Annotated in this window: 12 protein-coding genes; 1 reads left to right on the top strand and 11 read right to left on the bottom strand. The window is 34.9% G+C overall.

The window, feature by feature from the left end; translation table 11 throughout:
• Together ACFVR2_RS09065 and ACFVR2_RS09060 are read right to left on the bottom strand one after the other, a co-directional pair.
• Entirely contained in the window at positions 1 to 864 is an 864-nt protein-coding gene (locus ACFVR2_RS09065) for a 3-hydroxyacyl-CoA dehydrogenase family protein (RefSeq protein WP_387360943.1), read from the bottom strand.
• Entirely contained in the window at positions 836 to 2,011 is a 1,176-nt protein-coding gene (locus tag ACFVR2_RS09060) for a thiolase family protein (RefSeq protein ID WP_387360941.1), read from the bottom strand. The genes ACFVR2_RS09065 and ACFVR2_RS09060 overlap by 29 nt, the downstream gene beginning before the upstream one ends.
• Before the next feature lie 173 nt (positions 2,012 to 2,184).
• On the opposite strand from ACFVR2_RS09060, the gene ACFVR2_RS09055 reads away from it, so the two are divergent.
• The gene (locus ACFVR2_RS09055) at positions 2,185 to 2,970 is read left to right on the top strand and encodes an alpha/beta fold hydrolase (protein WP_387360939.1); all 786 of its coding nucleotides are present in this window, start codon (positions 2,185 to 2,187) and stop codon (positions 2,968 to 2,970) included.
• 47 nt (positions 2,971 to 3,017) lie between these two features.
• Here ACFVR2_RS09055 and ACFVR2_RS09050 read toward each other — a convergent pair whose 3' ends face one another.
• The 9 genes from ACFVR2_RS09050 to ACFVR2_RS09010 form a co-directional block, all read right to left on the bottom strand.
• Positions 3,018 to 4,076: an alpha/beta fold hydrolase gene (locus tag ACFVR2_RS09050; RefSeq protein WP_387360937.1), complete on the bottom strand. Its 1,059-nt coding sequence runs from the start codon at positions 4,074 to 4,076 to the stop codon at positions 3,018 to 3,020.
• 23 nt (positions 4,077 to 4,099) lie between these two features.
• Positions 4,100 to 4,678, bottom strand: coding sequence for a polyhydroxyalkanoate biosynthesis repressor PhaR (locus ACFVR2_RS09045; protein ID WP_387360935.1), 579 nt, complete (start codon positions 4,676 to 4,678; stop codon positions 4,100 to 4,102).
• On the bottom strand, positions 4,675 to 5,268 hold the full coding sequence (locus tag ACFVR2_RS09040; RefSeq protein ID WP_387360933.1) for a hypothetical protein: 594 nt from the start codon (positions 5,266 to 5,268) through the stop codon (positions 4,675 to 4,677). The genes ACFVR2_RS09045 and ACFVR2_RS09040 overlap by 4 nt, the downstream gene beginning before the upstream one ends.
• A gap of 87 nt (positions 5,269 to 5,355) precedes the next feature.
• Positions 5,356 to 6,135, bottom strand: coding sequence for an SDR family oxidoreductase (locus ACFVR2_RS09035; protein ID WP_387360931.1), 780 nt, complete (start codon positions 6,133 to 6,135; stop codon positions 5,356 to 5,358).
• A gap of 95 nt (positions 6,136 to 6,230) precedes the next feature.
• Positions 6,231 to 6,995, bottom strand: a complete 765-nt coding sequence (locus tag ACFVR2_RS09030; RefSeq protein WP_387360929.1) for an SDR family NAD(P)-dependent oxidoreductase — start codon at positions 6,993 to 6,995, stop codon at positions 6,231 to 6,233.
• Positions 6,996 to 7,065: 70 nt separating this feature from the next.
• A complete protein-coding gene (locus tag ACFVR2_RS09025; RefSeq protein ID WP_387360927.1) occupies positions 7,066 to 8,598 on the bottom strand; it encodes a class I adenylate-forming enzyme family protein in 1,533 nt (510 codons plus the stop codon).
• Positions 8,599 to 8,780: 182 nt separating this feature from the next.
• Positions 8,781 to 10,382: a long-chain-fatty-acid--CoA ligase gene (locus tag ACFVR2_RS09020; protein ID WP_387360925.1), complete on the bottom strand. Its 1,602-nt coding sequence runs from the start codon at positions 10,380 to 10,382 to the stop codon at positions 8,781 to 8,783.
• A gap of 146 nt (positions 10,383 to 10,528) precedes the next feature.
• Positions 10,529 to 11,317: an enoyl-CoA hydratase/isomerase family protein gene (locus ACFVR2_RS09015; protein ID WP_387360923.1), complete on the bottom strand. Its 789-nt coding sequence runs from the start codon at positions 11,315 to 11,317 to the stop codon at positions 10,529 to 10,531.
• Positions 11,318 to 11,370: 53 nt separating this feature from the next.
• Positions 11,371 to 12,567, bottom strand: coding sequence for an acyl-CoA dehydrogenase family protein (locus ACFVR2_RS09010; RefSeq protein WP_387360921.1), 1,197 nt, complete (start codon positions 12,565 to 12,567; stop codon positions 11,371 to 11,373).
• Between the last annotated feature and the right edge of the window lie 78 nt (positions 12,568 to 12,645).

Below are 12,645 nucleotides of genomic sequence, written 5' to 3'. Positions count from 1 at the left end.
TTAATATTTATAAAACCCTTTACCGCTTTTTTTACCTAAGTGTCCCGCCTCTACCATTCGTTTTAATAATGGACACGGTCTATATTTTGAATCATTAAAACCTTCATACAAACTTTCTAGTGTAAATAGTAAAACATCAATGCCTACATAGTCTGATAATCTTAATGGACCGACTGGATGATTAGCACCTAACAACATCCCCTTATCGATCTCTTCTACTTCATTTCCTTCCATGACTAAAAAAGCTGCTTCGTTTAACATTGGAACTAATACACGATTTACAGTAAATCCAGGATAATCGTTTGCAATGATGATCTGCTTCTGTAATCTTTCTCCAATTTCGCGAATTACTTGTAGCGTTTCATCACTTGTATTGACAGAACGAACAATCTCCACTAATTTCATTTTAGGAACTGGGCTAAAAAAGTGCATTCCTACAACTTTGTCAGGACGAGACGTAACAGATCCTATTGCAGCAATAGAAAGTGAAGAAGTATTACTTGCTAGAATGGCACTTTCTGGCATTAACCTATCTAATTCCTTAAAAATTTGTTGCTTTATTTCTAATTTTTCTGGGACTGCTTCGATAGCAAAATCGCAATATTTGGAATCTTTTAATTCTGTCGTTGTATAAATGTTTTCTAGCGTTCGTTTCATTTGTGATTCATTAATTTTCTCCGATTGAAATAACTTAAGGAGATTTGTTCGAATTTGATGCATTGCTCTCTCTAAATCTACTACAGTTCGATCAACTAACGTCACCTGGAAACCATTTTGTGCAGCAACTTGCGCAATGCCTGTACCCATTAAGCCACTTCCAACTACTACTACTCGATTAAACGGCTTCAATAATAATTGAGACACCTTGTCCCCCTCCTACACATAAGGATGCCAAACCGATTTGTTTCCTTTGACGTCTTAATTCGTGAACTAAGGTAACCAAAATACGTGCACCTGAGCAACCAACAGGATGTCCTAATGCAATCGCTCCACCGTTTACATTTATTTTTTCTTCAGATAATCCTAATTCTCTTTGCACAGCTAATACTTGCACAGCAAATGCTTCATTCAATTCTGCTAGATCAATATCATTTATTGTAAGACCTGCATTAATCAGTGCTTTCTTAGTTGCTGGTACTGGCCCAATCCCCATAATTTCTGGTGAAACAGCAGCACTTGCAACTGAACGAATTTTAGCAAGTGGTTTTAAGTTGAATTCCCTTACTGCTTGTTCGGAAGCAACAATCAGAGCAGCCGCACCATCATTTATACCTGAAGAATTACCTGCCGTTACTGTTCCGTTTTGTTTAAAAGCTGGTTTAAGATTTTGTAATTTTTGTAGAGTAGTATCCCTTATATATTCGTCCTCATTAAATAAAGATGTACCTTGCTTTCCTTTAAGTTCTATAGGGACAATCTCTTCCTGAAATTTACCTAGCGATCTAGCAAGTAACGCTTTTTTCTGACTTTCTAAAGCAAAAGCATCCTGCTCTTCACGAGAAATGTTATAGCGTTCTACTAAATTTTCTGCTGTAATTCCCATATGATATCCTTCTATTGCACAGTGTAGCCCATCATGAAAAAGTGCATCAATTGTATTAAAATTTCCCATCTTTTTACCCCACCTTGAATCAAATAACAAATGAGGCACATTGCTCATACTTTCTGTTCCACCTGCTATAACGATATTTGAGTCACCGGATACTATTTGATGGTATGCTAATGTAACAGCTCGAAGCCCTGAAGCACATTGTTTGTCAATTGTTATAGCTGGTAAAGACACTGGTAGACCCGCATTGATTGCAGCTTGCCTGGCTGGATTACCTTTAAGTCCCGCCTTGAAAACATTTCCAAGAACTACTTCATCTATGCATTCTGCAGGAAGATTAGAACGTTTCCAAGCCTCCTTTATCACAGCACTTGCGAGTTGTACTGCTCCTACATCTTTAAGTGAACCTCCAAAATTCCCAATTGGAGTTCTAACTGCTTCTACTAAGTATACAGTTCTCATTTACTTACCCCATTTCATCAAATAATTGTCATCCTAAGTACAATACTCATACTTGTAATTTACATATATGTGTCATATTTCAAAAAAAAAGGAAATAATTAATAATAGATAGAATTTATTAATCAAATATAGTTAATAGAATTACAAATAACTATAAATGGGTGGTGGTTTGCATGTATGAAGCCGTAGTTGATCAAAGTAAAATGCCATATTTACGAATGGGCAAAGGAGAACCTTTAGTTCTACTTCATGGATTATCTTCGTGTAAAGAAAGCTGGTTTAAACAATTTGAGTTAGCTAGTGAATATGACCTTATTATTCCGGATTTTAGAGGCCATGGTGATAACCAAACATTAGAAGGAATTACGATCGAAAACTTTGCGAAAGACGTTATTTGTTTGCTTAAGCAACTACAAATTGAAAACGCACACATTTGTGGCTTGTCAATGGGTGGTATTGTTGCTCAGGAAATCTATCGTCAGGCTCCTGAAATGTGTAAATCTTTAATTCTTACGTGTACTACTTATTCCGCCTTTAAGCCTTATAGCAGCCCACTTTTCAAGTACGTAAAAACTCGTTCGCAATATTTACCGACTAGTCTAAGAAAAAAGATTACAGCTAGGAGTTGTTTCTATTCTTGGAATAAGGAAAATATGGATGCAATTGATTATTTTTATAGACCAAGAGAAGGTGTCCCTTTTGCAATGGATTCCATAAAAAATATAGAATACCGTTCACTTTTACCAACGATTAATGTACCAACACTAATCATTGGAGCGCAATATGATACATTACTCCCCGTTTGGATCCAAATATGCATGCACGAATTGATTCCAAATTCCGAATTAGTTATCCTTAGAAATACAGGTCATGCTGCTAAAATAGAATCAGCAAAAGAATATAATGAATCGATAAAAGCTTTTTTAAGTAAACATCCACTTACTAATAAGGCGGGTTAGAAGTAGAGGGGAAAACACCCCTCTTATTTTTATTATTCCCTTTCCTCTTATGAACGTGTTTTTAACCATTGATCTGCTATCCCAGCAAGTTTACCTGTAAGCGCCAAATTTATGTGTCCAGCTTCTACTGTTTGAAAGGTCTTGTCTTCACTAGAAACTAAATCCATAATTGGTCGACTTTGTTCTTCCAGGACAAGATTGTCGTTTTTAGACGAGATTGCTAATAAATTGGACTTAATATTTTTTAAGTTTACCTTTTTACCTCTTACCGAAAATTCTCCTTTTATTACTTTATTTTCGATAATAATATCATTCATTATTTGTCGGAATGTTTCTCCTGCAAATGGAACCTGGTCTTTCATCCAATTGTTAATACGACTCCAGCTTTTAACAAACCGTTTATCATCCGCTCGGGCAATTAGATTAACGTATGGGCTATTGTTAATTGGAGAATTGAAAGCTTGAAACAATCCGTAAACTAGCCACGCTGGAAGTATACCGTAAACATCGATCCAGCGATCCATATTTAATGTCCCTTGTTTTAATCCTTCTAGCCATTTGTCTGGAAGAGTATTCACACTCCAATCAATAGGAACAGTAGCCACAATTAGATTTTTTATTGGCTCCTCTGCGATTGCAGCATAAATTGAAGCAAGTACACCACCTAAACAATAACCAAGTAACGTGATTTCATTTGCTGACGAATGTCGTAATGCACGTTGGACTCCTTTTTTAATAAAGTCGTCAATATAATCTTCTAGATTCATCTCTTTATCTTCGTAGCCTTGAATTCCCCAATCTAATAAATACACTTCATATCCAAGTTTTACTAAGCCTTCTACAACACTTGCACCTGGAGCAAAATCTAAAATATAAGGTCGATTAAGTAAAGAGAAAATTAAAAAGATCGGAACTTCATACTTTTTTTCATCAGGTGGATAATAATATAAGGTTGCCTTATTTTTTTTCCATACTTTTTGTTTAGGAGTAGGATAAATTTTTGGCTTAGGTTTATTAATAATATTCATAACCTCATTCCATCTATTTAACTCTTTTTCAAAATCAAGAGGTGGAATGTTAGTTTTATTTTCGGTAGTAGTTACCAAAATTGCTCCCCCTTTTTGTAAAATTATTTAGAATTTGAATATGTTAGTTCAAGCTCTTGTTCTAGAGGTTTCTCTTTATTTCTTTCATTCATAAACATTAATAGAATTGAAATTTCCTCCTTTAAGCCATAGAAATTAGATAATTCATTCTTAATGTCTTGTATTTCTGAACGTAATTCTTTTAACTCAATTAGTTCTTGCTTTGTTTTTATCAATTCAGTTTTATGTTGTTTCATCAGTTTGATCGTTTCATTCGTTACCTTTACTAAATTTTGAATATCTCTATTTGAAGAACTCACTGTATTTTGTAGTTCCCAAATTTGTTCTTCCAATGAATCTAGTTTTTCTTCAGATTGAATCGTTAATTTAGCTAAGTTTGCAATATCAACTTTAGTCGGTAAATTTAAATGATTTGCTAATAGCTCTTGCGTTTTATTTAACCTTTCTTGGTAACGTGTATTTGTATCTGAAGTTACTCCTGCTAACTTAACAAATTCTTTATTATTAGTGGAAAGACTAATAAGATCATTCACTTGCGTTTCCCATTGACCATATAATCTGCTAAACATACCGTATGGATTTATCGTTTTCTCACTTTTCATGTCTGATCCTCCTTGCATTTATACGAGTATGAGCGTTCCATATAACTATTAAATGGGAAAAGTAGATTTTTTAAATGTGTCGTTAATTGATGAATAAACGGATACTGGTTAGGTTGGAATATCGTTGATGTTTCCTTCAAATATTCCATAAATTGATTTCTATTATTCCGCTTAAATTCAATATATTTTTCTAGGTCGCAAATATATTTTTCTACTAATTTATCATTTGTAAGATGATCAATTGTCGTAAAAAAAGCCTCATAAGTTTGGTTTTTATATTTGTCAAATCGATTGTTAATTTCCTCAAACGATCTAAAAGGAAAAATTCTTTGTATGACAGCTGTCGACATTAATATTTCTTCTCTTGACGCTCTTTCTAATTCATACAGCTCATTCGAAATATGTTTTGAAAAATCATTTATATTAGTTTTTGACTGCTTCAAGTTGTCTGCTAAGAACCTTATCGTTTGAAGAAGAACAGATTCGCGATGTGTCTCTCCATTTGCCCACATATCAACGAATTGAAATGCTTGACGCCAAAGTAGTTCTAAACTTGAGCTATTTTTTTCAATTTCTATTGTTCCTGGCATGTCATTCCCTCCACTAAACTAACTGAACACATATTTTATAGATAAAATTAACATAATTTTCAAAAATTTAACCTTCTATTTTTATCTTTACAAGACTTGAGCAACTACCCCACCATCAACAACTAATATGTGCCCAAATACATAGTCAGATGCTTTAGAAGCCAAAAACAAAGCTGGCCCTTTCATATCATTGTTTGAACCAAAACGGTTAGCTGGAGTTCTTGCTAGAATTTTTTCGCCAATATTATCTAAATGTCCATTTGTCATTTTTGTCGGAAAAAAACCTGGCGCAATTGCGTTTACATGGATATTATATGGTGCAAGTTTCACTGCTAAATCCTTTGTAAAATTAATAACCGCGCCTTTACTTGTAGCATATCCAATACCATTCGTAACTTCAGGATCTTGTCCACCAAAACCAGTAATAGATGCAATATTAATAATTTTACCTGAACCTTGTTGAACCATTACCTTACCTACTGCTTGTGAAAATAGAAAAACAGCTTTTAAGTTAATGTCCATAATCCGATCCCATTTATCAGATTCCATATCTAAAGCTGGTGCAATCCACGTAGCTCCACTATTGTTAACCAATATATCGATTGTTCCAAACTCCTCAAGGGTTTTTTGAATAACATGATCGATATTTTCATGATTAACGACATCACATTGTAGGGCTAGTGAACGTACGCCTAATTTTTTTAATTTCTCACTTACTTCTTGACATGCGTCTACTTTTCGTGAGCAAACAACAACATTAGCTCCAGCTTCTGCTAATGAGATAGCTATTTGTTCCCCAAGCCCACGTCCTCCACCTGTAACAATGGCTGTTTTTCCCTTTAAATCAAATAATTCATTGACGTTCATTTTCTCTCTCCCCTTGTTTAACTAATGTTGATCGTTCACCTATTACCATGTCTAAAAGCGAAATATATTTCCACCTATACAGCAATCACTTTCTATTAAACTGTAGTTCTACCAGCTACATATAATATTTGGCCGGTAATATAAGATGCGTCATCTGAACTTAAAAATGCTGCAGCACTTGCAATATCTTCAGGCTGACCAACTCTTTTTATAGAAAGATCTTTTAGTAATAGATTCGTAAATTCTTCTAACGTCATGCCCATTCTTTCAGCAGTCGCCATTGTCATTTCAGTTTCAATAAATCCCGGTGCAATCGCATTTACATTTATTCCGAACGGTCCAAGCTCAATAGCCATCGTTCTTGTCATACCTTGCAAACCAGCTTTTGCAGATGAATAATTTACTTGACCTCGATTTCCAAGAGCAGATATTGAAGATATGTTAATGATATTCCCACTTTTTTGTGAAACCATATATTTTTGAGCTTCTCGTGAACATAAAAATGCTCCTTTTAAATGGACATCAATCACAGTATCCCAATCATCCTCAGACATTTTAAATAATAAATTGTCACGAATAACGCCTGCATTATTTACAAGGATATCTAGTTTTCCAAACTGTTCAATGACTTCATGGAAAGCTGATTCCACTTCAAGAGGATTTGAGACATCGCATTTTAAGGCAATGACGGATCCTTTAATCCGGTTGATTTGATTTGCTAATTCTTCAGCACCTGCTAGATTGACATCTAGAATAGCAACCTTCGCTCCTTCACTTACAAATCTTTTTACAATTGCTGCTCCGATTCCACGTGCTGCTCCTGTTACTATTGCTACTTTATTTTTAAATATTCCCATCATGTCTCCCCCTAGCCATACTGTGCTTTCTCGTTTTTGTTGAAAAAGAAATTTTTGATAGATATTAAAGCTATTAATCTCTTATCGTCGAAGTTTTAAGTTCGTCTCTTAGCTTATATTTCAACACTTTACCCGATGCATTTCTTGGTATTTCATTGTATTCAAAAATTAGTCGTGGAACTTTATATCCTGCTAGTTCATTACGACAAAATGCAATGATTTCATTATGATCTAGTTTTTGACCAGCCTTTGCAACTACAACAGCTGCGACTGTTTCTCCCCAAACTTCATCAGGTACCCCTACTACAGCCGCCTCAAGAATATTTGGATGTTTATATAGAATTTGCTCAACTTCTGATGAATAAATATTTTCGCCGCCACTAATAATCATGTCTTTCTTTCGGTCAACAAGATTGATATACCCATCTTCATCAATTGTTGCAAGATCACCTGTATATAACCAGCCATTACGAAGCACTTTATGTGTCTCTTCTGGCTTTTTATAATATTCTTTCATCACTGATTCACAACGAAGAATTAACTCTCCAATTTCACCTGGATTAATTTGTTCACCAAAATCATTCACAACTTTAGCTTCATCATTAAATTGAGCTTTTCCACAAGTTCCAAGCTTATCCTTATGTTCGGAAGGTAACAAAGCAATACCACCTGGACCACCTTCCGTTAAACCACATAAATTAATAAACTGGTCTGTTTCAAACATTTTCATTGATTTTTTTATAAGCTCTGTAGGCATAGGAGCTGCCCCATATGTACACCGTGTTACTGAAGATAAATCATATTTATCTCGATCCTTAACCTGAAGAAGGAAGTTATACATCGTAGGAACTCCAAAATAAAGAGTAATCTTATACTGATCGATTGCTTTGAGTACTTCTTCTGGATCGAACGTTTCATGAATCACTTGAGTACACCCTAAAAAATTACTAGTAATCATAAATACATTTAACTGTGCAGCATGAAAAAGAGGTGCAATGTGAAGGATTCGATCAGAGGAATCCATTTTTTGAATCATTGCATTCCTTAAAGATGCATGAAGAACACGATGATGATCTAATAGGACACCTTTAGGAAGCCCTGTTGTACCAGATGTATATAAAATTTGAGCATCATCCCATTCCTCAACTTGAATAATAGGATTGGAATCATTGTTGGTTATTACTTCGTCTAAAACCTTTTGCTCTGGTGCTGTACGAATACCTACTGAGATGACTAATTTTATTTTTTCGTTTCCCCCCGTTGATTTATAAATTGCTTCACAGTATTCATCATCAAAAAATACGATGGATGAATCAGAATCATTTAATATATAAGTGATTTCTCTTGTAGTAAGTCGGAAATTGACGGGAACGGCAACAGCGCCAACCTTCATAATGGCATAATAGACGAACATAAACATGTCTGAATTTTTCATCATTAGGGCAATCTTGTCACCTTTTCTCACACCTTCAGCTATCAAACCATTTGCTATTCGATTTACTTCTCGATTAAAACGATCATAGGAATAGCTTTTATTCCTAAAATAAATTGCAATCTTTTCAGGAATACTGCGTGCATGTCTTTCTATTGTCGATCCAACATTCATACTTGTATATTCCTCCTTAAAAATCACGTTACGATCAGGAAATTCCTTTAAAATTAATTAAAGAGTTAATAATTAAATGGAAGGAATTTTTGTAAAAATAGCTCGAAGTAAGTTTCACTCCGAACTATTTTGAATTTTCAGATTTAAAACGTTGTTACTTTACTAAAAGATGACTTAAATTATTAAAGACCCAACATTTCCTTCTTTTGAAGATCTTCATTCTTTAATTGTAGGCGCAATATTTTTCCTACAGGTGTTTTCGGAAGTGATTCTTTAAATTCAATAATTCGTGGGACTTTATAATTCGTTAACCTCTCTTTACACCACTCTCGAATTTCTTCTGATGTAAGTGTATATCCTTTTTTTAGAACGATCGCCAATTTGACTGTTTCGATTCGATAAGGATCAGGGATACCGTAAACACAAGCCTCCAATACTGCAGGATGTTTGTAAATGACCTCTTCCACTTCAGCTGGATACACATTAAAGCCACCAGTAATAATCATTTCCTTCTTTCTACCAACGATATAGAAATACCCTTCATTATCCATCGTTGCCATATCTCCTGTGCGTAGCCAGCCATCACGGAGAGCATGATCTGATTCGGCTTGATTCTTCCAATATCCTTTCATGACTTGTGGACCTTTTACAATTAACTCCCCCGGTTCACCAACTTGCATCTCCTTTGTACCCGTTGCGATATCAACAATTTTTACGTCCGTATTTGGCAATGGGATACCGATACTACCAACTTTTCTTTTTCCATTTACAGGATTACGAGTAACACCAATTGTTGCTTCTGATAAACCATACCCTTCAATAATTGGTACTCCTGTTTTTTCTTCAAATTTATTCAATATTTCAACTGGAACAGGAGCAGCACCGCAAACACATAATTTAAAGCATGATAAGTCATTTTCCAACAAATCAGGATGATTGAGCAATGCTATATACATCGTAGGAGAACCCATAAAAATCGTAGGTCGATATGTACGAATTAACGTTAATATATAGTCTAAGTCAAAGTTTTTAACCATTACAAAGCTTGCACTTATAAAAATCGATTGAACTAAAGTGAATAGCCCAAGCCCATGATATAATGGAGCAATACCCATTTGGCAATGTCCCTCTTCATTTAAAATAGGCTTGCTACATTCACTTCCTTGATAAAGCGCTGCTGCCATATTGGAATGTGTAATCATTACCCCCTTCGGAAAACCAGTCGTTCCACCTGTATATAGGATAATTGCTACATCATTTGGTTGCAGATCCATACTAGGTAGTTCAGTCGTCTCATTATCAATCCAAAGGTGTATATTATTCTCTTCTTTAACCACTTCATCTGCCGTAATAAACTTTACTTTGTCAAACATTCCAATTTTGTCCAGTTTTTCCTTTACTTCTCGAAAAGCAATCAATCCTACAGCTTCCGAATTATTTAATAGATGTTTCAATTCTTCTGGTTTAAAATATGGATTGATTTGAACAACCACACCACCTAAACGTTGTACCCCGAAAAATGCAATTGCATATTCAAGGCAATTTGGTAACATGATCGCAATCCGGTCTCCTTTGCGAAAACCGCTTTTATATAGACCGTACGCCACACGTTCACAAGCTTCTTTCAATTGTAAATAGGTGATTTTCCGATCACCATCAATAATGCCAATTTTAGAAGGGATTTTTTTCGCTGATTGATCAAGAACTTCTAATATTGTTAGTGATGGAATGTCAATTTTATAAGAAACTTCTTCAGGATAATTTGCTAGCCAAGGTTTATTCAAGTTCCCCTCTCCACTTCTTTGAATTTAATGATTCTTAGTTCTTTCAAAACTTTTACTAATCAATTTTCTATTCAATTTCTACCAAATCGGAGTTTTACAAGTGACTAACTGTATTAACTAGAATAATTTTTATATAGTTTAGGCTATTATTGGTTGCTAATTGATTTTGAAAAATTCGGTCGTCTTTTCTCTAAAAATGCTTGTACTCCTTCTTTTACATCATCTTTAAGGAAGAGTTCTTGAAACAATTCTGCCTCTCTTTCAAGTGCTAAATGAATAGATAATTCTAGCCCTTCATCTACTGCTTTTTTTATATTTCTTAATGCAGCAGGTGAGTTATTACATATTTTAGCTCCTAGTTTCATAGCTGCTTCCATACCTTCTCCAGATGGAACTACCTGATTAACTAAGCCAATTCGAAGCGCTTCCTCAGCAGAAATATGATCACCTGTAAATAATAGTTCCTTTGCCTTTGCCTCTCCTACAAGTCTTGGTAGCCTTTGTGTTCCACCAGCACCAGGTAATAACCCTAACTTAACTTCTGGAACACCAATGAGAGCATGTTCTTCGGCGATTCTAAGATCACAGGTTAATGCAAGTTCACACCCTCCACCAAGTGCAAACCCGTTAATAACAGCAATCGTTGGTTTAGGAGAAAAGTCAATACAATTAAAGAACTCATGATTATCCATAAATTCTGGCATTAGGCTTGGATTACCAATTTTATCTGGTAACTCTCTTATGTCTGCACCTGCCATAAAAGCCCTTTGGCCAGCGCCTGTTAAGATGATCGCCAACACATTGTCATCAGAATTAAGCTCATTGAATGTCTTACTTAATTCACCTTTTACTGCTGTACTAAATGTATTCATAGGCGGATTATCAATTGTAACAACAGCTATCTGTCCTTTTCTTTCAACTGTAACTAAACTCATTCATTTCACCTCATTAAACGATTATTTTTCAAAAATACCAATTTAATTGAATACTATAATCCTAGGTTTTTTGCGATAATATTTTTCATAATTTCATTTGTACCTGCATAAATCGGCATAACTGCAACATCTCTATATTGACGAGCTATATCATATTCTTCCATATATCCATAACCACCATGAAGCTGTAGACAACGAGCAGACATCTTTCTAGCTTTATCTGTCATCCACCATTTCGCCATTGAAGCTTGGGTTGTTATATCTTCTCCATTCATATGCCTTACTGCCAGGTCGTCAATGAATGCTCCTGCGATCGATAATTCCGTTGCCATTTCAGCAATTTCAAATTGTGTATTTTGAAAAGAGCTAATTGGTACACCAAACGCATGTCTTTCTTTAACATATCTAATCGTAGACTCTAACATTTCTTGTCCAAGTGCGAATGCAGAGCTAGCGCAAATAATTCTCTCTTGTTGCAATTTATCCATTAAAATATAGAAACCTTCTCCTTCCTTTCCAAGGAGATTAGAAACTGGAACTCGAGCATCCTCAAAAATTAGTTCAACTGTATCTTGTGAATGGCCGCCCATTTTTTTCAACTTACGTCCACAAATAAATCCAGGCGTATCTTTTTCAACCATAATGATACTAATACCCTTGCGTGCTGGAACTGCTTTAGGGTCTGTTTTCACAACTACGAAAATTAAATCTGCATTCAAACCATTTGTAATAAAAGTTTTTTGGCCGTTAATGACATAGTAATCTCCATCTCGTACAGCAGTTGTATTAACACTTGCTAAGTCTGAGCCCGTACCTGGTTCAGTCATTGCAACTGCTGTGAAAATATCTCCAGTCACACAGCCATTCAAATATTTTAGCTTTTGTTCTTCTGTAGCATATTTTTCGATATATGGTACTGTAATTGAACTATGAAGGCTTGCTCCACCGATGCCTCCACCAATGCGAGAAGTTTCTTCTGCAAGAACTAAATTAAATCCAAAATCTAATCCTAATCCGCCGTAAGCTGGATCCACTTGAGGACTAAGAAATCCATGCTCACCCATTTTTTTGTAAAGTTCCCTAGGCGTGTAACCATTTTCTTCCCATTCATGAAGATATGGTTTTACTTCTTTTTCAATGAATTTTTGTAATGATGTACGGTACATCTCATGTTCATCAGTAGAATATGCTCTTTTTGTAGAAAACAAATCAAAAGTAGGTGCTTTTGTTGTAGAACTTGTTTTAGACATCATTATTCCTCCAATTTTTAAATGGTTAATAAATTACGAAATTCATAGTTATATACTTTGTGAAAACCAAATTAAATG

Origin of the sequence: Gottfriedia sp. NPDC057991 (assembly GCF_042886615.1) — a bacterium.
Taxonomy (GTDB): Bacteria; Bacillota; Bacilli; order Bacillales; family Bacillaceae_G; genus Gottfriedia.
The sequence above is the reverse complement of the archived record's forward strand: the minus strand, read 5'-3'. Positions and strand labels throughout refer to the sequence as shown.

Excerpts from the sequence above, each read along its gene's own strand:
- ACFVR2_RS09060 (WP_387360941.1), bottom strand. The coding sequence starts at position 2,011 with ATGAGAACTGTATACTTAGTAGAAGCAGTTAGAACTCCAATTGGGAAT.
- ACFVR2_RS09055 (WP_387360939.1), top strand. The coding sequence starts at position 2,185 with ATGTATGAAGCCGTAGTTGATCAAAGTAAAATGCCATATTTACGAATG.
- ACFVR2_RS09045 (WP_387360935.1), bottom strand. The coding sequence starts at position 4,678 with ATGAAAAGTGAGAAAACGATAAATCCATACGGTATGTTTAGCAGATTA.
- ACFVR2_RS09040 (WP_387360933.1), bottom strand. The coding sequence starts at position 5,268 with ATGCCAGGAACAATAGAAATTGAAAAAAATAGCTCAAGTTTAGAACTA.
- ACFVR2_RS09035 (WP_387360931.1), bottom strand. The coding sequence starts at position 6,135 with ATGAACGTCAATGAATTATTTGATTTAAAGGGAAAAACAGCCATTGTT.
- ACFVR2_RS09030 (WP_387360929.1), bottom strand. The coding sequence starts at position 6,995 with ATGATGGGAATATTTAAAAATAAAGTAGCAATAGTAACAGGAGCAGCA.
- ACFVR2_RS09025 (WP_387360927.1), bottom strand. The coding sequence starts at position 8,598 with ATGAATGTTGGATCGACAATAGAAAGACATGCACGCAGTATTCCTGAA.
- ACFVR2_RS09015 (WP_387360923.1), bottom strand. The coding sequence starts at position 11,317 with ATGAGTTTAGTTACAGTTGAAAGAAAAGGACAGATAGCTGTTGTTACA.
- ACFVR2_RS09010 (WP_387360921.1), bottom strand. The coding sequence starts at position 12,567 with ATGTCTAAAACAAGTTCTACAACAAAAGCACCTACTTTTGATTTGTTT.